The organism is Enterobacter sp. MGH85, assembly GCF_001037655.1.
GTDB lineage: Bacteria > Pseudomonadota > Gammaproteobacteria > Enterobacterales > Enterobacteriaceae > Enterobacter > Enterobacter intestinihominis.
In genome coordinates, this window is the sequence record NZ_KQ089925.1 from 2,630,482 (window position 1) to 2,655,008 (window position 24,527).

A 24,527-nucleotide genomic window follows, 5' to 3' on the forward strand; every position below is an offset into this window, starting at 1 on the left:
AATATATGGCTGTTTTTTTTGTGGTTCATTTCCCCCTCCTGGAGACCAAATTTTTTATTTCGTAATTTCCAATTTGTGCTTTATTATAAAAATAATATCTCAAATGCTTTCTCTTCTCACAAACATAAGATAGTATTTATAAATTGTGCTTGCTCAATAATAATGTTACCTGACAGGAGTATGTAATGTCCAAGCAACAGATCGGCGTTGTCGGTATGGCAGTGATGGGGCGCAACCTGGCGCTCAACATCGAAAGCCGTGGTTATACCGTCTCCGTTTTCAACCGCTCCCGTGATAAAACCGAAGAAGTCATTGCCGAGAACCCAGGCAAGAAGCTGGTTCCTTTCTATACGGTGAAAGAGTTCGTTGAGTCTCTGGAAACGCCTCGTCGTATCCTGTTAATGGTGAAAGCAGGGGCGGGTACCGATGCAGCTATCGACTCCCTGAAGCCTTACCTCGAAAAAGGCGACATCATCATTGATGGCGGTAACACCTTCTTCCAGGACACCATTCGTCGTAACCGTGAGCTGTCTGCTGAAGGCTTCAACTTCATCGGTACCGGTGTTTCCGGTGGTGAAGAGGGCGCGCTGAAAGGCCCATCCATCATGCCTGGCGGCCAGAAAGATGCATACGAACTGGTTGCGCCAATCCTGACCAAAATCGCAGCCGTGGCTGAAGATGGTGAGCCTTGCGTAACCTATATCGGTGCGGACGGTGCAGGTCACTACGTGAAAATGGTGCACAACGGCATCGAATACGGCGACATGCAGCTGATTGCTGAAGCTTATTCCCTGCTGAAAGGCGGCCTGAACCTCACCAATGAAGAGTTGGCTGAAACCTTTACCGAGTGGAACAAAGGCGAGCTGAACAGCTACCTGATCGACATCACCAAAGATATCTTCACGAAAAAAGATGAAGAGGGTAAATACCTGGTTGATGTGATTCTGGATGAAGCAGCGAACAAAGGTACCGGTAAATGGACCAGCCAGAGCTCTCTGGATCTGGGCGAACCGCTGTCTCTGATCACCGAATCCGTCTTTGCGCGTTACATCTCTTCTCTGAAAGAGCAACGCGTCGCGGCATCTAAAGTGCTGTCTGGTCCACAGGCTAAACCAGCCGGCGACAAAGCTGAGTTCGTTGAGAAAGTGCGTCGTGCACTGTACCTGGGTAAAATCGTTTCTTACGCACAGGGCTTCTCTCAGCTGCGTGCGGCGTCAGACGAGAATAACTGGGATCTTAACTACGGTGAAATCGCGAAGATCTTCCGCGCGGGTTGCATCATTCGTGCACAGTTCCTGCAGAAAATCACCGATGCCTATGCTGAAAACGCCGGTATCGCCAACCTTCTGCTGGCACCGTACTTCAAAAAGATTGCGGACGAGTACCAGCAGGCGCTGCGTGACGTGGTTGCTTACGCAGTACAGAACGGTATTTCGGTTCCAACCTTCTCCGCTGCGGTGGCATACTACGACAGCTATCGTGCTGCCGTGCTGCCTGCCAACCTGATTCAGGCGCAGCGTGACTACTTCGGTGCGCATACCTACAAGCGTACGGATAAAGACGGTGTCTTCCATACCGAATGGATGGAATGAGTTAACTCTCTGCAATAACATCAACCCGGAGCTCGTCTCCGGGTTTTTTTATGCAAAAAATGCCGCGCAATAATCGAAGTAGTCTGAATCTCGTCCCGCACGTAATGATTACTCCTGGTTTGCCTTGACAGTGTTGTTTGCCAGGAGGTACAAAGCCCAACAGTTATGTTTATCGCGATGGTCTGGCGGCCATCAGTACAGTTAACTAAAAGAAGTCATTAGCGAATGAAAATAACAATTTCCGGAACAGGGTATGTCGGTCTTTCAAACGGCATTTTGATTGCTCAGAACCATGAAGTGGTTGCACTTGATATCGTGCAGGCCAAAGTGGATATGCTCAATGAGAAGAAATCGCCGATCGTCGACAAAGAAATCCAGGATTATCTCAGCAACAAAACGCTGAATTTCCGCGCCACGACTGATAAAGAAGATGCATACCGCGATGCGGATTACGTCATTATTGCCACGCCTACTGACTACGATCCAAAAACCAACTATTTCAACACCTCAACCGTCGAAGCGGTTATCAAAGATGTTATCGGCATTAACCCTGATGCAGTAATGGTTATCAAGTCGACGATCCCGGTTGGTTTTACCAAATCCATCAAAGAAAAATTTGGTATTGATAATATCTTCTTCTCGCCAGAGTTCCTGCGTGAAGGAAGGGCGCTTTACGATAACCTGCACCCATCCCGTATCGTGATTGGCGAGCGTTCCGAGCGTGCGGAGCGTTTTGCTGCACTGCTTCAGGAAGGCGCAATCAAAAAAGATATTCCGGTGCTGTTCACCGATTCCACCGAGGCAGAAGCGATTAAGCTTTTCGCTAACACCTATCTGGCCATGCGCGTGGCTTACTTCAACGAGCTGGACAGCTATGCCGAGAGTTTAGGTCTGAATACCCGTCAGATCATCGAGGGCGTATGTCTCGACCCGCGTATCGGTAACCATTACAACAACCCGTCATTCGGTTACGGCGGCTACTGTCTGCCAAAAGATACCAAGCAGCTGCTGGCAAACTATCAGGCAGTGCCGAACAACCTGATTTCCGCTATTGTGGATGCCAACCGCACGCGTAAAGACTTCATCTCAGATTCTATTCTCGCGCGTCAGCCGAAAGTGGTGGGCGTGTATCGCCTGATCATGAAGAGCGGTTCCGATAACTTCCGCGCTTCTTCCATTCAGGGGATCATGAAGCGTATTAAGGCGAAGGGCGTGCAGGTCATTATTTATGAACCGGCCATGCAGGAAGACGAGTTCTTCCATTCACGTGTGATCCGCGATCTGGATGCGTTTAAGAAAGAAGCGGACGTGATTATCTCCAACCGTATGGCGGAAGAGCTGGCGGACGTGAAAGATAAAGTTTATACCCGCGATTTGTTCGGCAGTGACTGATTAAACTCGTGATAAAAAACCCGGCACTATGCCGGGTTTTTTGTTTTTAAACGTTATAGAAGTTGCGGTACCAGTCGACGAAGTTTTTCACGCCTTCTTTGACTGAGGTTTGTGGTTTAAACCCAATAACGTCATACAGCGCTTTGGTGTCCGCACTGGTCTCCAGCACGTCCCCCGGCTGGATCGGCATCATATTTTTTACCGCTTCTTTGCCCAGCGCCTCTTCAAGCGCGGTGATGTAATCCATCAGTTCGACAGGTGAACTGTTACCGATGTTATACACGCGATACGGGGCAGAGCTGGTTGCTGGCGAACCGGTTTCGACCGTCCAGTCGGCATCGGCCTGAGGAATAACGTCCTGTAGGCGAATAATCGCCTCCGCAATATCATCGATATAGGTGAAGTCGCGCTTCATCTTGCCGTAGTTGTATACGTCGATGCTGTTGCCTTCAATCATGGCCTTGGTGAATTTGAACAGCGCCATGTCCGGTCGGCCCCACGGGCCATAGACGGTAAAAAAGCGCAGGCCAGTGGTCGGCAGGTTATACAGATGCGAATAGGTATGCGACATCAGCTCATTGGCTTTTTTGGTTGCCGCATACAGGGATACCGGGTGGTCCACGGAGTCGTCAGTAGAAAACGGCATCTTACGGTTGAGGCCGTAGACAGAGCTGGATGACGCATAAAGGAGATGCTGAACCTTGTTGTGGCGACAGCCTTCCAGCACGTTAAGGTGACCTACCAGGTTAGCATCTGCGTAGGCATGCGGCTTTTCCAGCGAGTAACGCACGCCCGCCTGTGCGGCAAGATGGATCACGCGGTCAAATTTTTCATTGGCGAAGAGCGCAGCCATGCTCTCGCGGTCCGCTAAGTCCAGCTTGTGGAAGGTGAAACTCCCGGATTTGAGCAGTTCGAGGCGAGCGAGCTTGAGGTTAGGGTCATAGTAATCATTCAGATTATCAATCCCAACAACTTCATGCCCTGCATCAAGCAGGCGCTTGCTGACATGAGAACCGATAAAGCCCGCCGCGCCCGTTACCAGAAATTTCATAGCTTCCCTCATTCACAGTGTTCTTGTTGATGTCCCAGGACATCAGATTCCGACTATGATAGCGCGTTGCTCTTCACATACATAACCCATCTTTCCGATATAACTCATCGTATTCTTATAGAATTTTCTACAACAAGAGATACACTATGGAAACAAGATTATTTTTGCCCTTTTTCATCTGTTAGGGATTGTATGACGCAGAACAACGATAGCCTGGTCAATCGCAGCAATGACCCGGAGCAAATTGATTTACTTGATGTAATGCTACAGCTGTGGCGTGGTAAGTGGGTAATAGGGGCTTTTATTGCTGCTTTTATCGTTCTTGCTGGCGTTTACATCACTGTAGCCAAAGAGAAATGGACGTCATCAGCCATCATAGCCCAGCCTGATGCGGCACAAATCGCCACCTATTCCAATGCATTGAATATCCTCTATGGCGGGGCAGCTCCCTCCATGTTAGACATTCAGAATCGTGCTATTGGACGTTTCAATTCCTCCTTCTCGGCATTAGCTCAGGCGCTGGAGAATCAGGAAGATCCGGAAAAACTGACTATTGAGCCTACGGTTAAAGGACAAAGTTTGCCTTTAACCGTAAGCTATCAGGGCGAATCCGCTGAAGCAGCTCAAAAGCAATTAGCTCAGTACATTCAGCAGGTTGACGAGCAGACGGCAAAAGAACTGACGCTTGATCTCAGAGATAACCTCAAGCAGCAGATCACAACCCTGAACGACTCCCTCCAGAATCAGGAGAAAGTTGCTCAGGAGCAGAAAGATCTACGCATCAAGCAGATTACTGAGGCGCTGAAGAACGCAGAAGCCGCTAAGATCACCACTCCGCAGCTTCAACAGACTCAGGATGTTACTCAGGAAACCATGTTCCTGTTGGGTACCGTAGCGCTCAAATCAATGGTTGATAACGAAGCGTCTCGCCCGCTGGTCTTCTCAGGCGCTTACTACCAAACCAAACAAAATTTACTGGATATTCAGAACCTCAACGTTAACCCAGACACTATTCACGTCTATCGTTACGTCATGAAGCCGAACCTGCCTATCCGACGCGACAGCCCGAAAAGTGCTATTACCCTTATCCTTGCCGTACTGCTCGGCGGAATTATCGGTTCTGGTGTCGTCCTCGGCCGTAACGCGCTGAGAAACTACAAGCCACGAGCCTGATTTACACACAAAAAAAGACCGGGTCTCCCCTAATGCCGATCGTTTAAGGATCGGTTGACCGATCCAGCGGCTGGTGTAAAAAGGGTTCTGTGTTCATCATGGAGCCCTTTTTAAATGGAACTGTCCCAGGCCCTCGGCATTATTAATCTTACCGCCCCCGAAGAGGTCCAGAGCCTTGCCGACCTTCTTCCCCACGACCTCATTCAGCAGGCTTTTTCCCTGACTGATACAGTGACTCTGCGTAAACGTAAACTCCCGCTCGAATCCATGGTCTGGCTGGTTATCGGCATGGCGATTTTCAACAACAAACCTCTCTCTCATATCGTCAACCTGATGGATATCGTTGACCGCACCGGAAGGTCATTTACTGCCCCCAGCTCCGTTATCGCCCGCCGTAAAACACTGGGCGAGGATGCTATCCGGGAGTTGTTTAACCTTACGCAACAGCACTGGCACAAGGAAGCCCGGCATCCGCTCTGGCATGGACTGACGCTGAATGCCGTTGATGGTGTGGTCTGGCGAACGCCGGACACACCGGAAAACGCTGCTGCCTTCGCAAAAGCGGAAAACCAGCATGGCGAAAAGGGCTTCCCGCAGGTTCGTATGGTGTGTCTGATGGAACTGAGCAGCCATCTGCTGCGTGCCAGTGTAATGGGCCGGTATGACGTTAATGAAATGCGCCTGGCAGCAGGGCTGACTGAACAGGTACCGGATAACAGCGTGACGCTGTTCGACCGGGGGTTCTGGTCAGCCGGTCTGCTGGATAACTGGCACCGGGCCGGAGAAAACCGTCACTGGCTGCTGCCGCTGAAAAAAGGCACGCAGTATGAAGTGGTTCGCAGGCTGGGTAAACAGGATGCGCTGATAACCCTGAAGACTTCCCCGCAGGCCAGAAAGCAGTGGGAAGGACTGCCGGATACGCTCACAGTCCGGCTGGTGAGCCGTAAGGTAAACGGCGTGGAGCGACAGGTTGTCACGTCAATGACAGATGCCATGCGTTACCCGGCGGCAGACATAGCGGAACTGTATAAACACCGGTGGGAAATAGAGCTGGGGTACCGTGAAGCAAAACAGTATCTGTGCGGCAACCGCTGGACACTGAGAAGTAAGTTACCGGAGATGGTAAGGCAGGAGTTGTGGGGAATACTGCTGACCTACAATCTGGTGCGGTATCAGATGGTAAAAATGGCGTTCAGCCTGAAAGGTGACTATCTGCCGTATCAGCTGAGCTTCAGCGGCTCACTGGCAGAGATAATGCGGTTGTTAATCGGGCTGCCATGGTCATCACCGGGCGCAGTACCGGGGCATCTGAAGCACTTCTACAGTAATGCGGCAATGCTGAAACTGCCACTGAGGAGGGAGCGGGAATATGAAAGGGAAATCAGGCAGAAAAATCAAAATATCCCTTTAAAAACAATGCTGGTCACCTTAAGTGACCAGCATTAGGGTTTCCCCGGTCTTTTTTTATTTATGCCGTTTCCGCAAATTCTCAATCACCGTCGTTAAATCCAGCTCCTGATCCTGAAGCAGCACCAGCAGGTGATACATCAAATCCGACGCTTCGTTCGTCAGCTCCTCCCGATCATGCACGGTAGCCGCCAGCGCCGTTTCAACGCCTTCTTCACCCACTTTCTGCGCAATACGCTTGGTGCCGCTGGCGTACAGCTTCGCCGTGTACGAGCTCTCGGGATCCGCTGATTTACGCTCTGCCAGCAGCTGTTCCAGCTGATAGAGGAACAGCCACTGATGGCTCGCCTCGCCGAAGCAGCTACTGGTGCCTTTGTGGCAGGTCGGCCCAATCGGGTTGACCAGCACCAGCAGGGTGTCGTTGTCGCAGTCAGGCGTAATGCTGACCACATTCAGGAAGTGACCCGAGGTTTCCCCTTTCGTCCACAGACGCTGCTTGGTGCGCGAGAAAAACGTCACCTTGCCGCTGTCGAGCGTTTTTGCCAGTGCCTCCTGGTTCATGTATCCCAGCATCAGCACTTCGCCTGAAACGGCATGCTGTACAACCACCGGCAGTAATCCGTCAGTTTTTTCCCAGTCCAGCTGCGCCTGTTGTTGCTCTGTTAACATACCCTGATCTCCACGCCCTGGTCGACCAGGTACGTTTTTAACTCACCAATATTGATAATCTGTTTGTGAAAGACGGAAGCGGCCAGCGCGCCGTCCACGTTCGCATCGCGGAAGGCTTCAAGAAAGTGTTCCATGGTGCCCGCGCCGCCGGAGGCAATCAGCGGAACCTGGCACACCGCGCGCACTTTTTTCAGCTGCTCGAGGTCGTAACCGTTACGAACGCCGTCCTGGTTCATCATGTTCAGAACGATTTCACCCGCACCGCGTTTTTGCACTTCCTGCACCCAGTCCAGCGTCTCCCATTGGGTGACGCGCGTGCGGCTTTCGTCGCCGGTGTACTGGTTAACGTGATATTTGCCCGTTGCGGCATCAAACCAGGTGTCGATCCCCACGACAATGCACTGCACGCCAAAGCGATCCGCCAGACGCGTAATCAGCTCCGGGTCGGCCAGGGCAGGGGAGTTAATGGAAATTTTATCCGCTCCGAAAGAGAGAATTTTCGCCGCATCGTCAGCAGATTTAATCCCGCCCGCCACGCAGAAGGGTATATCAATCACTTCCGCCACGCGCGCCACCCAGCTTTTGTCCACCACGCGGCCATCGCTGGAGGCGGTGATATCGTAAAATACCAGTTCGTCTGCGCCTTCTTCGGCATAGCGTTTTGCCAGCGGAACGATGTCACCAATGATCTCATGGTTGCGGAACTGCACGCCTTTTACAACCTGACCATCACGCACGTCCAGGCAGGGAATTATCCGTTTTGCCAGCATTGAATCGCCTCCTTCACCGTAAATTTGCCTTCCAGCAGCGCGCGACCCACGATCACGCCGCGTACACCGGTTCCGCGCAGAGCGGCGATATCCGCCAGGTCGCCGATACCGCCAGAGGACTGAAACGCCACCTGCGGATAACGTGCGCAAACCTCTTCATACAGCGAGACGTTAGATCCTGCGAGCGTACCATCGCGTGAAATATCCGTGCACAGCACATGCTTCAGCCCTACCGGGAGATACATCCCGACCAGCTCTTCCAGCGTTACGCCGGAGTTTTCCTGCCAGCCGCTGACCGCGACCTGCTTATTACCCTGCTCGTCAATGCGCACATCCAGCGCCAGCACCAGCGCATCCGCGCCGAAGCGGCGGAACCAGCCCTTGACACTTTCAGGATCTTTCACAGCGGTCGAACCGACCACCACGCGCGCCACGCCCGCGTCCAGTAAGGCGGCAACATCGGCTTCCGTACGCACGCCGCCGCCCACCTGCACCGGGACGTCCACGCCAGCCACCAGTGTTTTAAGCAGCGGGATCTGGCGCTTCGCCGGATCTTTCGCGCCGGTCAGATCGACCAGATGCAGCACCTCAGCGCCCTCGGCGGCGTAAGCCTGTAACCGCGGCAGCGGGTCGTTGCCGTAGTCGCGCTGCTGCCCGTAATCGCCCTGGTGGAGACGAACAACCGTGCCGTCAATTAAATCTAAAGCGGGAATTATCATCACATCTCCAGGAAATTTTTCAGCAGTTGCGCACCGGCGGCACCGGAGCGTTCCGGGTGAAACTGCACGCCGTAAAAGTTATCTTTCTGCACGGCGGCGGTGAACGCCTCGCCGTAATTGCACTGGGCGATGGTGTAGGTATTCACGGGCATGGCGTAGCTGTGGACGAAGTAGAAGTACGCGCCGTCTTCGATTCCCTGGAACAGCCTGTTGCCCGCTTTCGGATAAACGCGATTCCAGCCCATGTGCGGCAGCGGCAGGCCGTGGTCGGTCATTTTCGGCACGTCTTCTTCTATAATGCCCAGCAGATCGACGCCGTTGCTCTCTTCGCTGCGGCGGCCAAGCAGCTGCATGCCGAGGCAAATGCCCAGCACCGGTTGAGTACAGGCTTTGATGAGATCCACCAGCTCGCGCTCGTGGATCTGATCCATCGCCGCCTGGGCGGTGCCTACACCCGGCAGAAAGAGTTTATCCGCGCGCAGCACCACGTCCGGGTCGCGGCTTACCACCGGCTCGTAGCCGTGGCGCATAATCGCCGACTGTACGGAGTTCAGGTTGGCGCATCCGGTGTCCAGAATCACCACGTTCATTACAGCACTCCTTTCGACGAGGGAAGGGCGTCACCTTCCACGCGGATCGCCTGGCGCAGGGTACGGCCAAAGGCTTTGAACAGGCTCTCGACGCGGTGGTGATCGTTTTTGCCTTTGGTTTTCAGGTGCAGCGTCAGGCCCATAGTGTAAGAAAGCGAGCGGAAGAAGTGCTCCACCATCTCGGTGCTGAGATCGCCCACGCGCTGGTAGGTGAAGTCGGCTTTATATTCCAGGTGCGGACGCCCGGAGATATCCATCGCGCAGCGCGCCAGGCACTCGTCCATCGGCAGAACAAAGCCGAAGCGGTTGATGCCGCGCTTGTCGCCAAGCGCCAGCTTCAGGGCTTCGCCCAACGCCAGGCCGGTATCTTCCACGGTGTGGTGATCGTCGATATACAGGTCGCCCTTAACCGTGATCTCCATACGGAAGCCGCCGTGCGTGGCGATTTGATCCAGCATGTGGTCAAAGAAACCGACGCCGGTGTGGATCTTGCTGCCGCCTTCGCGGTCGAGCCAGACCTTCACGTCGATCTGCGTCTCTTTGGTGTTGCGTTCAACGTGGGAATAGCGGTCGCGTCTGGTGAGCTGCTCGCTAATCATCGCCCAGTTTAGCGTGTCGCGGTTATAGCGCAGGCCTGCAATGCCCATATTTTCGGCCAGCGTGATATCCGTGACGCGATCGCCAATCACATAGCTGTTCGCTTTATCCAGCGCCTCTTCCGCCAGATAACGTTCAACAAGCTTCACTTTTGGCTTGCGGCAGTCGCACTCGTCGGCAGGCATGTGCGGGCAGATCAGCACCTCGTCGAAGGCGATGCCCTGCGAGGTCAGCACCTGCATCATCAGGTTGTGCGGGCCGTCAAAGTCCACCTGCGGGAAGCTGTCTGTGCCCAGACCGTCCTGGTTGGTGATCATCACCAGCTTATAGCCTGCTTTCTGAAGCTTCAGTAGCACCGGGATCACGTCGGGTTCAAACGCCAGCTTGTCGAAACGATCGACCTGAAAATCGCTGGGTGGCTCCGAGATGATGGTGCCGTCACGATCGATAAAGAGATACTTCTGACTCATACTTTCTCCGCTTTCAGGGCGTCAATCACGCGCTGGCTCTCCGCGCGGGTGCCGACGGTAATACGCAGGCAGCCGCTCAGGGTAGGTTGTTTATTCTGGTCTCGTAAGATAATGCCCTGATCCCACAACGATTTAAATATCGCGCTTGAGGCGGTGAAGCGCACCAGGATGTAGTTGGTCTCCGAGTCGAACACCTGCTCCACGCACGGAATCGTTTTCAGGGCATCGACTAGATACTGACGCTCCTCCAGGATCTGCGCCACACGCTCGCGCATCGCGCTGATGCCCTGCGGGGCCAGCGCCTGTGCCGCAATATCGGCAACCGGCGTTGAGAGCGGATACGGGGCGATCACTTTCAGCAGCAGGTCGATAACCGCTTTATTTGCCAGCGTAAAACCGCAGCGAAGACCGGCGAGAGCGAACGCTTTGGACAGAGTGCGCAGCACAACGAGATGCGGATACTCTTCAAGCCAGCCTGCCAGTGTCGCCTGCGGGCAGAACTCAATGTAGGCTTCGTCGGCCACAACCAGCGCTTTGCCGCGCGTCATTTCCAGCAGGGAACGGATATCCTGCGGATTGATAATCTGCCCGGTGGGGTTGTTCGGGCTACAGACAAACACCACCTTCACGCCGTCAAGGTTATCGGCGATGCCCTGCAAATCCAGCTGCCAGTTGTCGAGCGCCTGTACGTTGCGGCAGGCCACGCCAAAGGTTTCGGCGCTGACGCTGTACATCCCGTAGGTGGGCTGGCAGTACATCACCGCGTCTTTACCCGGTTCGCAGAAGGCGCGGATCAGCAGCTCAATCCCTTCATCAGCCCCACGGCTGACCAGCACCTGCTCAGGCTTCACGCCTGCATACTGCGCATAGTTCTCGATCACCGCTTTCGGCTGACACTCCGGGTAGCGGTTCAGCGTCTGCTGCGAGAGCTCAAAGGCCACCGCCGTGGGGTATTCGTTGGCATTCAGCCAGACGTCGCCGTTCCCGCCGAGACGACGCGCAGACTGATAGGGCGTCAGGCGACGGACATTTTCGCGGGCTAATTCTTCGATGTTCATGCTTGCTCCTTCAGGGCGGCAACGCGCAGCGTCACGGCATTTTTGTGGGCAGTCAGGCGCTCGGCGGCGGCCAGGGTTTCGATGGTCGACGCCAGCGAGGCAAATCCCTCGCGGGAGAGTTCCTGCACGGTCATGCGCTTCTGGAAATCTGCCAGCCCCAGGCTGGAGCAGGTTGAGGTATAGCCATACGTGGGCAGCACGTGGTTGGTGCCGGAGGCGTAATCCCCGGCGGATTCCGGTGACCAGTCCCCGAGGAACACCGAGCCTGCGCTGGTTATGCTGTCGACCAGATCGCGCGCGTTGCGGGTCTGAATGATCAGGTGCTCAGGACCGTACTGGTTGGAGATGGCGATGCACTGGTCGATATCGCGAGCCACAATCAGTCGGCTGGCCGATAGCGCCTGACGCGCCGTTTCCGCACGCGGCAGGTCGGCCAGCTGACGCTCAACGGCATCGCCCACGCGTTTTGCCATGTCGGCATCTGGCGTCAGTAAAATCACCTGCGAGTCAGGGCCGTGCTCGGCCTGCGAGAGCAGGTCAGAGGCCACGAAATCCGGTGTAGCGCCGCTGTCGGCAATCACCAGCACTTCAGACGGACCGGCAGGCATATCAATCGCCGCGCCGTCCAGACGCTGACTGACCTGGCGCTTCGCTTCGGTAACGTATGCGTTACCCGGGCCAAAGATTTTGTCGACTTTGGGAACAGACTCCGTCCCGAACGCCAGGGCGGAAATCGCCTGCGCGCCGCCCACTTTATAGATCGCCTGCACGCCGCACAGCTTCGCCGCATACAGGATCTCATCGGCGATCGGAGGCGGAGAGCAGAGCACCACCTTCTGACAACCGGCAATACGTGCCGGAGTGGCCAGCATCAGGACGGTCGAAAACAGCGGGGCAGAGCCGCCAGGAATATAGAGGCCAACGGACGCCACCGGGCGCGTCACCTGCTGGCAGCGCACGCCGGGCAGGGTTTCCACATCCACCGCCTGCAATTTCTGCGCGGTGTGGAAGGTATCAATATTTTTCACCGCGACGGCCATCGCCTGTTTGATCTCATCCCCAAGGCGGCTTTCCGCCCCGGCGATCTCCTGTGCGGTGACCTGTAACGCGTCGACCTCAGTTTTATCAAACTTCGCGCTGTACTCACGCAGCGCGTCGTCTCCGCGGGCTTTGACGTTATCGAGGATCTCCGCCACGGTGCGGGTGATGCTCTCCGAGGCGGAAATTGCCGGGCGCATCAGCAGCTCACGCTGTTGCGCGTCGCTATAGGTATTCCAGTCGATGATTGTGTTAAAGCTCATGGTCGTTACTCCATCATCTTCTCAATTGGCAGCACCAGAATAGAACTCGCGCCCAGCGCCTTCAGTTTTTCCATCGTTTCCCAGAACAGGGTTTCGCTGCTGACCATGTGCATCGCCACGCGCTGCTGGTCGCCCGCCAGCGGCAGAATGGTTGGGCGCTCAGCACCTGGCAGCAGGGCAATCACTTCGTCCAGGCGCTCGGTAGGCGCGTGCATCATGATGTATTTGGATTCACGCGCCTGAATCACGCCCTGAATACGGGTCAGCAGCTTGTCGATGAGCTGCTGTTTGGCATCGGCCATCTCGCCGTCGCGCTGGATAAGGCACGCTTTGGAGCGGTAGATCACCTCCACTTCGCGCAGGCCGTTGGCTTCCAGCGTGGCGCCGGTGGAGACGAGGTCACAGATGGCATCGGCCAGGCCCGCGCGTGGCGCCACTTCAACAGAGCCATTCAGCAGACAAGATTTAAACTGCACGCCTTTTTGATCGAGGTAACGCTTCAGCAGGTGAGGGTAAGAGGTGGCGATACGTTTGCCGTTCAGCGCGGCCGGGCCATCCCAGGCTTCATCAACCGGCGTGGCCAGCGACAGGCGGCAGCCGCCGAAGTCCAGACGACGCAGGGTAAAGTAGCGCGGATCTTCGCCCTGCGCGCGGCGGGTTAATAACTCTTCTTCCAGTACGTTTTCGCCGATGATGCCGAGGTCAACGACGCCATCCATGACCAGGCCCGGAATATCGTCATCACGTACGCGCAGAATGTCGATCGGCATATTTTCAGCCAGGGCGATCAGGCGCTGGGTGTGCAGGTTGATTTTAATCCCGCAGCGGGCCAGCAGTTCGCGTGAATCATCGCTTAAACGGCCTGATTTTTGAATAGCTATGCGTAAACGTGAGTTATCTAACATTCTGTGTTCCTCGTTAACCTGTTTTAATCTGTCTGAATGCGGTCCAAAAAAAAGCCCCCGGAAGAAGATCTTCCGGGGGCTTTTTCATGCGTTCATGCACCACTGGAAGATCCAAACGTCTTCCAGCACACATCGCCTGAAAGACTAGTCAGGATGATGGTGATGATGGTGGTTTTTAAAAGGAACGCGTGTCATATAAATTCTCGTTGAATGCTTATGCATTTGATGTCTTTTAACCTAAACCAGTTGTACGCCATAAAGCAAGGGCTTTTTTTGATCATTAATTCATTTCATATTGATGGTATGAATTGTGCGTTCCATAAGGCTGGCGTAGCCTTATAACAGGCGTCGTTAAGCGGAGAATGTCATGAAAAAGGTCGCGATTGTCGGATTAGGGTGGTTAGGAATGCCACTGGCGATGTCATTAGCCGCGAAAGGCTGGCAGGTGACAGGGAGTAAGACCACGCGGGACGGGGTTGAGGCGGCGCGCATGTGCGGCATTGATGGTGTCGAGCTGCGTCTCGAACCCGAGCTTATCTGCGATACCGACGAGCTGGATGAACTGATGAATGTGGACGCGCTGGTCATTACCTTACCAGCGCGGCGCAGCGGGCCGGGCGAGACGTTTTACCTGCAGGCGGTGCAGGAGATTGTCGACAGCGCCCTGGCGCACCATATTCCGCGTATCATTTTCACCAGCTCGACCTCCGTCTATGGCGATATCGACGGTACGGCGAAAGAAAACACCGAGCGCCGTCCGGTAACCGCCAGCGGACAGGTACTGAAAGAGCTGGAAGACTGGCTGCACAATCTGCCTGGCACGCAGGTGGATATTTTACGCCTCGCCGGGCTGGTGGGGCCGGGGCGTCATCCGGGACGCTTCTTTGCCGGTAAATCCGCGCCGGATGGTCAGCACGGCGTTAACCTTGTACACCTTGAAGATGTTATCGGTGCGATAGAGCTGCTTTTACAGGCTCCGAAAGGGGGGCACATCTATAATATATGTGCGCCTTCGCATCCGCCACGCAGCACCTTTTATCCGCTGATGGCGCGCCAGCTGGGTCTGGCGCCGCCGGTGTTCAGTGAGGCGCAGGGGGAGCGCAAAGGCAAAATTATTGATGGCAATCGTATTTGCCATGAACTGGGATTTGAATATCAGTATCCCGATCCGCTGGTTATGCCCATGGAATAATTGCGCCGGCGGAGGCCATCGCACACCGCAAGGGGGCGAAGATGAAACCGCTGCTGGATGTTCTTGTTATTCTGGATGCGCTGGAAAAAGAGGGGAGCTTTGCCGCCGCCTCGGCGAAGCTCTATAAAACCCCTTCGGCTCTGAGCTACACCGTGCAAAAGCTCGAGAGCGATCTTAATATTCAAATTCTTGACCGCACTGGCCATCGCGCGCGTTTCACCCGTACTGGGCAGATGCTGCTGGAAAAAGGGCGTGACGTGCTGCATACGGTTCGCGAGCTGGAAAAACAGGCCGTCAAACTTCATCAGGGCTGGGAAAATGAGCTGGTGATTGGGGTTGATGATACTTTCCCTTTTTCGCTGCTTACCCCGCTTATTGAGGCGTTCTATCAGCGCCATAGCGTCACGCGGCTGGTTTTTATCAACGGCGTGCTGGGCGGCTCGTGGGACGCCTTAACGCAGGGCAGGGCGGATATCATCGTTGGAGCGCTGCATGAGCCTCCTCAACTGAGTGAATTTGGTTTCGCCCGGCTGGGCGTTCTGGAGTAGATCTTTGCCGTTGCGCCTCACCACCCGCTGGCGAATGAACCGGAGCCTGTTTCAAGACGCGTCATTAAAAACCATCGCGCCATTGTGGTGGGAGACAGCTCCCGCCCCGAGTGCGGCATTTCATCGCAGCTTCTGGATGAGCAGGAGGCCATCACCGTTTTTGATTTTAAAACCAAGCTGGAACTGCAAATAAGCGGCCTGGGGTGCGGCTACCTTCCCCGTTATTTAGCACAGCGCTTTATTGAAAGCGGCGCGCTGGTGGAAAAACAGGTTTTAGCGCAGAGCAGTAACGAATCGGTATGGGTGGGCTGGAATGAACAGACCGCCGGGCTTGCCAGCGCCTGGTGGCGAGACGAAATTTTAGCAAATAGTGCTATCGCGACAGTTTACACTCAGGCAGATGATGGGAAATCAACCAGTTAGTAAAATTAATTTATGGGCAGGTTTCTCAATGTATTGCCTTTTGTATCTGGAATAGGGCAAAATGCCGCCGCTGCAAACAAATGAATAATCGACGATATAAAAGGCGTCGGTTATTTTTTTTTGCATGTACGAAACGAAACTAAAAACCAAGAGGCCGGGCTTCGTACCGGATAGATATTTACTAAAATCCGACAGTTGTTGTCGCTGAGGAAGAAAGAAATGGGGCAATTTTTCGCTTACGTGGCGGTTATCACCGTAAAGGAGAATAACTATGTCGCATAACGCAACTCCAAACACCTCTCGCGTGGAATTACGTAAAACGCTTACGTTGATTCCGGTTGTTATGATGGGCCTTGCCTATATGCAACCGATGACGCTGTTCGATACATTCGGTATCGTATCAGGCCTTACTGACGGTCACGTTGCAACGGCGTACGCCTTTGCACTGGTCGCCATTCTCTTTACAGCGCTGAGCTACGGTAAACTGGTTCGCCGTTTCCCGTCCGCAGGCTCTGCGTACACCTATGCTCAGAAATCCATTAGCCCGGCTGTTGGCTTTATGGTGGGCTGGTCATCACTGCTGGACTACCTGTTCATGCCGATGATCAACATTCTGCTGGCAAAAATTTACTTCGAAGCGCTGGTACCTTCCGTACCGTCGTGGATCTTCGTTGTGGCGCTGGTGGCCTTTATGACCATCTCTAACCTGCGCAGCATCAAGACCGTGGCTAACTTCAACACCCTGATCGTGATCCTTCAGATGGGGATTGTTGCGGTTATCGTTGGGCTGATCATCTACGGCGTTTCCCACGGTGAAGGCGCAGGTACGCTGACCAGCACCCGTCCGTTCTGGTCTGAAGGTGCGCACGTTGTGCCGATGATCACCGGGGCGACTATCCTGTGCTTCTCGTTCCTGGGCTTCGACGGTATCTCTTCTCTGTCTGAAGAGACCAAAGACGCTGAGCGCGTGATCCCGAAAGCGATTTTCCTGACCGCGCTGATTGGCGGCCTGATCTTCATCGGTGCGTCTTATTTCTTACAGCTGTACTTCCCGGATATCTCTCGCTTTAAAGATCCGGATGCATCGCAGCCTGAAATCATGCTGTACGTGGCGGGTAAAACCTTCCAGTGGGGCGTGCTGATCTTCTCCAGCGTCACCGTACTGGCATCCGGTATGGCAGCGCACGCGGGCGTTTCTCGTCTGATGTACGTGATGGGCCGTGACGGTGTGTTCCCAACTCGCTTCTTTGGTTACGTGCATCCGAAATGGCGTACCCCGGCGTGGAACGTGCTGCTGGTGGGCGCAATTGCCCTGCTGGCAATCAAGTTCGACCTGGTAACGGCCACTGCGCTGATTAACTTTGGTGCGCTGGTGGCGTTCACCTTCGTTAACCTCTCCGTGATTTCGCAGTTCTGGATCCGTGAGAAGCGCAACAAGACGCTGAAGGACCACATCAACTATCTGGTGCTGCCAGTGTGTGGTGCCCTGACGGTGGGCGCCCTGTGGATCAACCTGGAAGAGAGCTCAATGGTTCTGGGTCTGATCTGGGGTGCAATCGGTCTGATTTACCTGGCTTGCGTAACGAAGAGCTTCCGCAACCCGGTTCCTCAGTACGAAGACGTCGCGTAAGACTGTGTCGGGTGGCGGCTTCGCCTTACCCGACCTACGGACTTCTACACCGTAGGCCCGCGTAAGCGAAGCGCCACCGGGCAAAAAAAAAGCCGGAGACATCGCCTCCGGCTTTTTTGTATCCGCTACTCAGACAATTTCTTGCGCGTACTGGAACAGCGCTTTCAGCAGCGCCTGTTTCTCAGCATCCCCTTCATACTGGCCGTAAAGCATCTCCAGCTCCTGGGCGTAGCTATTAAGAAACTCCGGCGTAAACACGTTGCGCCGATGCTGTAACCAGCGCTCCTGCTCTGCTTCATCCAGCGAGCCGGGATAGTTACGCGCGCGATAATTGAACATCAGCTTCTCAATGCGCTTATCTGCGAAGGTGATATCCAGCGCGGGCAGGTTACGCGGGTCGGTTTGCAGCACGATGTTCATCGCTGCGCGATCGGCATCGCTGAAGAAGCCGTTATAAAGCTGCGCATCCACATTATCAGACGGCACGAACGGCTCTGCTTCGGCAAAAATTGCGACGACTTTCTCGCGCACCTGCGGGTTGTCGCGCAGCACTTTCAGGTTATCGAGGCAGTGCTGACGGTTAATCCCCAGCCGGTCGGCGTCTTCCGGGCGCAGCGTGTTGGCCTGCGCAAGCACCGGGCATTTATTGATGTGCACCAGTTTTACCGGTACGGCTGGCAGGCCACCCAGCGCCTCTTTCGGCGTATAGAGCCGTTCACGTAAGGTGTCGCTGTCGAGCTCAAGCAGCGGCGAGATATCCCCGGCAAGATCCACCATGATGACGGCGTTACGGTTGTCCGGATGCCAGGCAAGCGGCGCCACCCAGCTTGTGTTCCCGCGCCACGCACCGAACATCCCTGAAATATGCACCAGCGGTTTCATCTGCGGCACGTCAATCAGCGTCATCAGCTTTTGCTTGCTGCGATGGCTCAGCAGATACTCAAACAGGCGAGGCTGCGCGGTTTTTACGAGCTTCGCCATAGCGATGGTCGCGTAGACGTCTGCCATCGCGTCGTGGGCGTTGCTGTGCTCGATGCCGTTGGCCCGCGTCAGGTGCTCGAGCCTGAAGCTCGGCAAGCCGTCGTCGTTCTCCGGCCAGTTAATTCCCTCCGGGCGCAGCGCATAGCAGGCGCGCATGATATCCAGCAAATCCCAGCGCGAATTGCGGTTCTGCCAGCTCCAGGCATAGGGATCGTAGAAGTTGCGGTAGAAGATATTGCGCGTCACTTCATCGTCAAAACGGATGTTGTTGTAACCCACCACGCAGGTATTGGGCACCGTGAACAGGTCGTGGATGCGACGGGCAAATTCTGCTTCGCTAACGCCTTTATCCCGCGCTTCCTGAGGCGTGATGCCCGTCACCATCACCGCGCCTGGCTGCGGCAGATAGTCATCGGCGGGCTTGCAGTAAAACACCTCGGGTTCGCCGATAACGTTAAATTCGTCATCGGTTCGGATAGCCGCAAACTGCGCCGGTCGGTCCAGCGCCGGATGGGTACCAAAGGTTTCGTAATCGTGGAACAAAAAAGTCGGGCGCGCGGCAGAGTCAGACACCAGTAATCTCATCCTGTTAAAAATTGACGTCTCTATGGTAAACGATTGGGGTGAGCAGTCCGAATAAAAAGCACCTTCAGGCAAGAAATTTGCGAGATTTGTTCCGAAAAAATCTGCGTGCTGTCACATTTTTTTGCAATTAAGGCAGGTAACGACATCAGAACTCCCGTAAAAAGGTCATCGATTTTTACTGACCTGAGGATATACCGTTGAAACGCCGTCTGTTTATTGCTGTTTCTTTACTCGCTTCGAGTATTTCATCCGCGCTGGCTGCCGAGCCGCTGGATTTTTCACCTCAGCCGCCTGCCATCCAGGCAGGATCCTGGGTATTGATGGATTACACCACGGGTCAAATCTTAACGGCGGGCAACGAACATCAGCAGCGTAATCCGGCGAGCCTGACCAAACTGATGACGGGGTACGTTGTTGATCGTGCCATTGATAGCCACCGCATCAGCCCCGATGACATTGTGACGGTCGGACGTGACGCCTGGGCAAAAGGCAACCCGGTCTTTGACGGTTCGTCTCTGATGTTTCTGAAGCAGGGCGATCGGGTTTCTGTGCGCGATCTCAGCCGCGGCCTGATTGTTGATTCCGGCAATGACGCCTGCGTGGCGCTGGCGGATCACGTGGCGGGCGGTCAGCCGCAGTTCGTCAGGATGATGAATGACTACGTTGAAAAGCTGAACCTGCGCGATACCCACTTCGAAACCGTACACGGGCTGGATGCACCGGGTCAGCACAGCTCCGCTTACGATCTCGCCGTACTTTCCCGGGCCATCATCCACGGCGAGCCTGAGTTCTACCACATGTACAGCGAGAAGAGTCTGACCTGGAACGGCATCACTCAGCAGAACCGCAACGGCCTGCTGTGGGATAAGACCATGAACGTGGATGGTCTGAAAACGGGACACACCTCGGGCGCGGGCTTTAACCTGATCGCCTCCGCAGTGGATGGTCAGCGTCGACTGATTGCGGTGGTGATGGGGGCAGACAGCCCGAAAGGACGTGAAGATCAGGCGCGCAAGCTGCTCCACTGGGGACAGCAAAATTTCGATACGGTGCAGATCCTGCATAACGGCAAAAAAGTGGGAACCGAACGCATCTGGTATGGCGATAAAGAGCAGATCGCGCTGGGCACGGATCAGGATTTCTGGCTGGCATTACCCAAAACGGAAGTGCCGAACATCAAGGCGAAATATGTAATGGATAAAAAAGAGCTGGAAGCGCCGATCGCCGCGCATCAGCGGGTAGGGGAGATCCAGCTGTACGATCGTGACAAGGTGGTAGCGCACTGGCCATTGGTTACGCTGGAGCGCGTTGAAAAGGGCGGCCTTTTCTCCCGCCTCGGCGATTATCTGCATCATAAACTCTAACCTTTTCGGGCAGACTGGCAGTGTTGCGAGTCTGCTCACATAATAAACACTCCTGGTTTGCCGATAATCTCGATTCTGCTTTATAGTGTATATATATACAGTAATAAACGGAGGCAGCATGGACTACAGCATCAGGCAGCAACAGAAACGTACGATCGCTGGCTTTCATCTCGTGGGACCGTGGGAAAAGACGGTCAAGCAGGGATTTGAACAGCTGGTCATGTGGGTAGATGGACGACATATTCAGCCGCAGGAGTGGGTGGCCGTTTATTATGACAATCCGGATGACGTGCCGGCAGAAAAGCTTCGCTGCGTTACCGCCGTAACGGTAGCGGACGATTTCACTATCCCTGATAACAGCGAAGGGGTAATGCTGACCGAAATTGCTGCCGGAGAGTATGCTATTGCCGCCGCGCGCGTCGAAAATCATGATTTCGCCACCCCATGGTATCAGTTCTTCAACTCCCTGCTGGAAGACAGCAAATTCCAGATTGCGCCAAAACCCTGCTTCGAACGCTATCTGAACGATGGCAATGCTGACGGCTACTGGGATATTGAGATGTTTGTACCGGTAGAGCACAAAGTGGGATAATCCTGCGAAACGCAGGGTTTTTCAGCCGGGCGCGATCCACCCGGCTGAAAACACAGTACAATTGTGGTTTGCCGTAGAGCTGGAGACGGGTGTGCGCCCCGACAAGTCATTAACCCCTTTTGAAATTCGGTTATACAAACATTATCGCGTGGTGCACGGTTGCCGCATTGCGCTGGCGTTTGTGCTGACCTTCGTACTGGTTCGTTTGCTGGATATCCCGGAAGGAACGTGGCCGCTGATCACGCTGGTGGTGGTGATGGGGCCGATCTCATTCTGGGGGAACGTGGTCCCTCGCGCTTTCGAACGCATAGGTGGTACCGTTTTAGGCTCGGCGCTTGGGCTTATCGCCCTGAAGCTGGAGCTAATTTCATTTCCGTTCATGTTGCTGTGGTGCGCGGTGGCGATGTTTCTTTGCGGATGGCTGGCCCTCGGAAAGAAACCGTATCAGGCGCTGCTGATTGGCATTACGCTCGCCGTTGTGGTCGGCGCACCGGCGGGCGATATGACCACCGCATTGTGGCGAAGCGGGGACGTGATCCTCGGCTCGTTGCTCGCCATGCTGTTTACCGGCATCTGGCCGCAGCGCGCCTTCCTGCACTGGCGCATTCAGATGGCAAACTACGTCACGGCATTTAACCGGGTCTACCAGGCCGGGTTTTCGCCGAATCTGATTGAGCGTCCGCGGCTGGAAAAGCACCTGCAAAAAATCCTTAATGATGTGGTCAAAATGCGCGGGTTAATTACCCCGGCAAGCAAAGAGACGCATATCCAGAAAGCTATTTTTGAAGCCATTCAAACGGTCAGCCGTAATCTGGTCTGTATGCTTGAACTGCAAATCAATGCCCACTGGGCCTCACGCCCCAGCCATCTTCTGATGCTCAACGCGCATACGCTGAAAGAGACGCAGCAGATGACGCAACAGACCCTGCTGACCATCGCTCATGCACTTTACGAAGGTAACCCACAGCCGATACGGGCGAACAGCGAGCGGCTGAATGACATCGTCATCGAGCTCAAACAGCTGATGAATGAGCGTCAGGGCGACAATGTGTCGGAAACGCCCATCCACGGCTATGTCTGGCTGAGTATGGAGCTGGCGCGACAGCTGGAGTTGTTATCGCAGCTGATTTGCCGGGCACTGCGCAAATAAAAAGCGTATGTGATGCCTGCTGCTTCGATTCAGCAACAATTAGGGTTATGATGGTTTTAAACGATATACTCATTGTCATTCGCAGCCGCTGTCTGTTAAAACGGTTGCTTTAACGAATCCGAATCTCACATTATCAGGGGTGTAAAAATGGAAACTACCAAGCCTTCGTTCCAGGATGTTCTGGAGTTCGTCCGCCTGTTCCGCCGCAAAAACAAGCTACAGCGCGAAATCCAGGACGTAGAGAAGAAGATCCGTGACAACCAGAAACGTGTCCTGCTGCTGGACAACCTGAGCGACTACATCAAGCCAGGTATGAGCGTTGAAGCCATTCAGGGCATCATCGCCAGCATGAAGAGCGATTATGAAGATCGCGTTGATGACTACATCATCAAAAACGCTGAGCTGTCCAAAGAGCGTCGCGACATCTCCAAAAAGCTGAAAGTGATGGGCGAAATCAAAAACGTCGACGCTAAAGGCGAGTAATCGCACACTCTGTTGCCCGGTGGCGCTGCGCTTACCGGGCCTACAGGACCCTAGGTCGGGTAAGCGTAGCGCCACCCGACAATTTACGTGGTGCAGAAAAGCAAAAAGCCTGCTTAAAAGCAGGCTTTTTTAATTTGGCTCCTCTGACTGGACTCGAACCAGTGACATACGGATTAACAGTCCGCCGTTCTACCGACTGAACTACAGAGGAATCGTGTGAACGGGGCGCATATTATCGATGCGCCCTGAGGATGTCAAAGGGTGAATGCAGATTTTCAATCGTTTGCCGATTTATTCTCCACTTCGCACATTTGTCAGGCACTTGCCGTTTCCGAAACCTCCTGCTCCGGTTTTTTTCGCGGATATTTCCACAGCCAGCGTCCGCTCACCATGCGCCAGTAGAACAGCGCCCCGCGCACGGCCCAGTCAAGGAACATCCCCAGCCAGACGCCGACAACGCCCATACCTAACATTACCCCCAGCGTGTAGCCCGCCACGACGCGGCAGCCCCACATGCCGAGCATGGAGACCCACATCGCAAACCGGGCATCGCGCGCCCCTTTCAGCCCGGCAGGAAGTACCCAGGACGCGGCCCAAATTGGCATAAACGCCGCGTTGAGCCAAATCAGCACCTTCACGACCTCTTTCACGTCATTTTCGTGCGTATAGAACGAGGCCATTAGCCCGGCTAAAGGCGCAGTTCCCCACGCAATCGCCGTCAGTCCAATGGTTGAAAGCCAGAAGACATGCCGAAGCTGCCGTTCCGCCTGCCCTATCTGCCCCTTTCCGAGGCGTCTGCCGGTGATGATCGTCGACGCCGATCCCAGTGCGTTTCCGGGCAGGTTAATGAGCGAGGCGATGGAGAAGGCAATAAAGTTGCCGGCGATGACGTCTGTTCCCATCCCGGCAACAAACATCTGCGTCAGCAGTTTCCCACCGTTAAACAACACGGATTCGATGCTGGCCGGAATACCGATCCCCATCACTTCCCAGATAATGGCGAAGTTAAGCGGACGGAAATAGCTTTTAAGCGTCAGGCGCAGCGATGGCGTAATTCCCGCCATCAGCACGCCGATTATCGCCGCCGCACCAATATAACGGGAAATGGTCAGCCCTAATCCCGCGCCGACAAAGCCCAGCCCCTCCCAGGAAAAGACACCGTAAATCAAAACACTGCTGATAATGATGTTCAGGATGTTCATGCCGCCATTTATTAGCAGCGGAATTTTGGTATTCCCTGCGCCACGAAGCGCACCGCTACCAATCAGCGCGATGGCAGCCGCCGGATAGCTCAGCACCGTCATTTCCAGATAGGTGAGCGCCAGATCCTTCACTTCACCTGTCGCTTCACCCGCGACGATGTCGATAATTTCTTTGCCGTAATAATGGATAACCGCCGCAAGGATGATCGAAAAGAGGGTCATGATCATCAGCGACTGTCTGGCCGCCTCCCGGGCGCGTTTTGGATCGAGTTTTCCAAGACTAAACGCCACCACTACCGTTGTACCGAGATCGATAGCGGCAAAGAAGGACATCACAACCATGTTGAAACTGTCCGCCAGCCCTACCCCGGCCATGGCTTCTTTACCGAGCCAGCTCACCAGGAAGGTGCTTAACACCCCCATCAACAGGACGCAGGTATTCTCCAGGAAAATAGGCACAGCAAGGGGGGTGATTTCACGCCAGAACAGAACTCGATAACTCTTACGTTTTGCATACCAGGGCGTGCGCATAATCGCCTGGCGCAGGGGTGCGGTGACGTTCAAAATGGGCCTTAACGAGAAAGTTGAAACTCCATTTCAAATGATGGGGCAGAAATGCGTATCCTGCAAAGTATTTTCCATAAAATTATGTTTGGATTTACAACAAAATGACGACAGAATCA

At 54.5% G+C, this 24,527-nt stretch carries 22 protein-coding genes, 1 tRNA gene, 2 pseudogenes and 1 other annotated feature; of the genes and pseudogenes, 12 read left to right on the top strand and 13 right to left on the bottom strand.

The genetic code is table 11. The annotated features are described in order from the left end of the window. The first annotated feature begins 185 nt into the window (after positions 1–185). Positions 186–1,592 (top strand): NADP-dependent phosphogluconate dehydrogenase, encoded by a 1,407-nt coding sequence (gene gndA / locus SK51_RS12395; RefSeq protein WP_048206737.1) that lies wholly within the window; start codon positions 186–188, stop codon positions 1,590–1,592. A gap of 225 nt (positions 1,593–1,817) precedes the next feature. Continuing rightward, positions 1,818–2,984 (top strand): UDP-glucose 6-dehydrogenase, encoded by a 1,167-nt coding sequence (gene ugd / locus SK51_RS12400; RefSeq protein ID WP_022648612.1) that lies wholly within the window; start codon positions 1,818–1,820, stop codon positions 2,982–2,984. Between the two features lie 46 nt (positions 2,985–3,030). Here ugd and SK51_RS12405 read toward each other — a convergent pair whose 3' ends face one another. Then, the gene (locus SK51_RS12405) at positions 3,031–4,035 is read right to left on the bottom strand and encodes an NAD-dependent epimerase (RefSeq protein ID WP_022648611.1); all 1,005 of its coding nucleotides are present in this window, start codon (positions 4,033–4,035) and stop codon (positions 3,031–3,033) included. Between the two features lie 192 nt (positions 4,036–4,227). On the opposite strand from SK51_RS12405, the gene wzzB reads away from it, so the two are divergent. Both wzzB and SK51_RS12415 read left to right on the top strand, forming a co-directional pair. Beyond that, positions 4,228–5,208 (top strand): LPS O-antigen chain length determinant protein WzzB, encoded by a 981-nt coding sequence (gene wzzB / locus SK51_RS12410; protein ID WP_022648610.1) that lies wholly within the window; start codon positions 4,228–4,230, stop codon positions 5,206–5,208. A 114-nt stretch (positions 5,209–5,322) separates the two neighbouring features. Beyond that, positions 5,323–6,654 (top strand): IS4 family transposase, encoded by a 1,332-nt coding sequence (locus SK51_RS12415; RefSeq protein ID WP_023306559.1) that lies wholly within the window; start codon positions 5,323–5,325, stop codon positions 6,652–6,654. 18 nt (positions 6,655–6,672) lie between these two features. Here SK51_RS12415 and hisIE read toward each other — a convergent pair whose 3' ends face one another. The 9 genes from hisIE to hisL all read right to left on the bottom strand — a co-directional run bounded on the left by hisIE (position 6,673) and on the right by hisL (position 13,889). Further along, positions 6,673–7,284, bottom strand: coding sequence for a bifunctional phosphoribosyl-AMP cyclohydrolase/phosphoribosyl-ATP diphosphatase HisIE (gene hisIE / locus SK51_RS12420; RefSeq protein WP_023306558.1), 612 nt, complete (start codon positions 7,282–7,284; stop codon positions 6,673–6,675). Next, positions 7,278–8,054: an imidazole glycerol phosphate synthase subunit HisF gene (hisF, locus tag SK51_RS12425; protein ID WP_048206738.1), complete on the bottom strand. Its 777-nt coding sequence runs from the start codon at positions 8,052–8,054 to the stop codon at positions 7,278–7,280. The genes hisIE and hisF overlap by 7 nt, the downstream gene beginning before the upstream one ends. Further along, positions 8,036–8,773, bottom strand: a complete 738-nt coding sequence (gene hisA / locus SK51_RS12430) for a 1-(5-phosphoribosyl)-5-[(5-phosphoribosylamino)methylideneamino]imidazole-4-carboxamide isomerase (RefSeq protein ID WP_023306557.1) — start codon at positions 8,771–8,773, stop codon at positions 8,036–8,038. The genes hisF and hisA overlap by 19 nt, the downstream gene beginning before the upstream one ends. Continuing rightward, the gene (gene hisH / locus SK51_RS12435; RefSeq protein ID WP_003859485.1) at positions 8,773–9,363 is read right to left on the bottom strand and encodes an imidazole glycerol phosphate synthase subunit HisH; all 591 of its coding nucleotides are present in this window, start codon (positions 9,361–9,363) and stop codon (positions 8,773–8,775) included. Before hisH ends, hisA begins: the two co-directional genes overlap by 1 nt. Then, positions 9,363–10,430, bottom strand: a complete 1,068-nt coding sequence (gene hisB / locus SK51_RS12440; RefSeq protein ID WP_023306556.1) for a bifunctional histidinol-phosphatase/imidazoleglycerol-phosphate dehydratase HisB — start codon at positions 10,428–10,430, stop codon at positions 9,363–9,365. The genes hisH and hisB overlap by 1 nt, the downstream gene beginning before the upstream one ends. Then, the gene (gene hisC / locus SK51_RS12445; RefSeq protein WP_022648605.1) at positions 10,427–11,488 is read right to left on the bottom strand and encodes a histidinol-phosphate transaminase; all 1,062 of its coding nucleotides are present in this window, start codon (positions 11,486–11,488) and stop codon (positions 10,427–10,429) included. Before hisC ends, hisB begins: the two co-directional genes overlap by 4 nt. After that, positions 11,485–12,789 (bottom strand): histidinol dehydrogenase, encoded by a 1,305-nt coding sequence (hisD, locus tag SK51_RS12450; RefSeq protein ID WP_023306555.1) that lies wholly within the window; start codon positions 12,787–12,789, stop codon positions 11,485–11,487. Before hisD ends, hisC begins: the two co-directional genes overlap by 4 nt. A 5-nt stretch (positions 12,790–12,794) precedes the next feature. Beyond that, on the bottom strand, positions 12,795–13,694 hold the full coding sequence (gene hisG / locus SK51_RS12455; RefSeq protein WP_000886595.1) for an ATP phosphoribosyltransferase: 900 nt from the start codon (positions 13,692–13,694) through the stop codon (positions 12,795–12,797). Between the two features lie 45 nt (positions 13,695–13,739). Further along, positions 13,740–13,863: a sequence feature (His leader region), on the bottom strand. Further along, positions 13,839–13,889: a his operon leader peptide gene (gene hisL, locus SK51_RS25235; protein WP_099516347.1), complete on the bottom strand. Its 51-nt coding sequence runs from the start codon at positions 13,887–13,889 to the stop codon at positions 13,839–13,841. Its footprint overlaps the feature before it by 25 nt. A gap of 172 nt (positions 13,890–14,061) precedes the next feature. Here hisL and SK51_RS12460 point away from each other — a divergent pair, with 172 nt between their 5' ends. From SK51_RS12460 to SK51_RS12470, 4 genes and pseudogenes are all read left to right on the top strand, one after another. After that, positions 14,062–14,886 carry an SDR family oxidoreductase gene (locus tag SK51_RS12460; RefSeq protein WP_023306554.1) on the top strand — a complete coding sequence of 275 codons (825 nt, stop codon included), beginning with the start codon at positions 14,062–14,064 and terminating at the stop codon, positions 14,884–14,886. Between the two features lie 41 nt (positions 14,887–14,927). Next, positions 14,928–15,857: pseudogene (locus SK51_RS12465) on the top strand (LysR substrate-binding domain-containing protein). 219 nt (positions 15,858–16,076) lie between these two features. Next, positions 16,077–16,139 carry a membrane protein YoeI gene (gene yoeI, locus SK51_RS25240; RefSeq protein ID WP_099458931.1) on the top strand — a complete coding sequence of 21 codons (63 nt, stop codon included), beginning with the start codon at positions 16,077–16,079 and terminating at the stop codon, positions 16,137–16,139. Then, the gene (locus SK51_RS12470; RefSeq protein ID WP_022648602.1) at positions 16,129–17,487 is read left to right on the top strand and encodes an APC family permease; all 1,359 of its coding nucleotides are present in this window, start codon (positions 16,129–16,131) and stop codon (positions 17,485–17,487) included. The genes yoeI and SK51_RS12470 overlap by 11 nt, the downstream gene beginning before the upstream one ends. 129 nt (positions 17,488–17,616) lie before the next feature. Here the strand turns inward: SK51_RS12470 and sbcB are convergent, their stop codons facing one another. Then, complete coding sequence (gene sbcB, locus SK51_RS12475; protein ID WP_023306552.1) at positions 17,617–19,053, bottom strand: exodeoxyribonuclease I; 1,437 nt, start codon at positions 19,051–19,053, stop codon at positions 17,617–17,619. A 191-nt stretch (positions 19,054–19,244) separates the two neighbouring features. On the opposite strand from sbcB, the gene dacD reads away from it, so the two are divergent. The 4 genes from dacD (at position 19,245) to SK51_RS12495 (ending at position 22,642) form a co-directional block, all read left to right on the top strand. Further along, a complete protein-coding gene (dacD, locus tag SK51_RS12480; protein ID WP_139153368.1) occupies positions 19,245–20,417 on the top strand; it encodes a serine-type D-Ala-D-Ala carboxypeptidase DacD in 1,173 nt (390 codons plus the stop codon). A gap of 118 nt (positions 20,418–20,535) precedes the next feature. Next, on the top strand, positions 20,536–21,009 hold the full coding sequence (gene sbmC / locus SK51_RS12485) for a DNA gyrase inhibitor SbmC (RefSeq protein WP_022648599.1): 474 nt from the start codon (positions 20,536–20,538) through the stop codon (positions 21,007–21,009). A gap of 91 nt (positions 21,010–21,100) precedes the next feature. Beyond that, positions 21,101–22,159, top strand: coding sequence for an FUSC family protein (locus SK51_RS12490; RefSeq protein ID WP_022648598.1), 1,059 nt, complete (start codon positions 21,101–21,103; stop codon positions 22,157–22,159). A 147-nt stretch (positions 22,160–22,306) separates the two neighbouring features. Beyond that, the gene (locus SK51_RS12495) at positions 22,307–22,642 is read left to right on the top strand and encodes a DUF496 family protein (protein ID WP_000450410.1); all 336 of its coding nucleotides are present in this window, start codon (positions 22,307–22,309) and stop codon (positions 22,640–22,642) included. Between the two features lie 135 nt (positions 22,643–22,777). On the opposite strand, the gene SK51_RS12500 is transcribed toward SK51_RS12495, so the two are convergent. Then, positions 22,778–22,853: transfer RNA gene (locus SK51_RS12500), tRNA-Asn, on the bottom strand. Positions 22,854–22,956: 103 nt separating this feature from the next. Beyond that, a pseudogene (gene emmdR / locus SK51_RS12505) lies at positions 22,957–24,440 on the bottom strand (multidrug efflux MATE transporter EmmdR). Positions 24,441–24,527 lie beyond the last annotated feature (87 nt).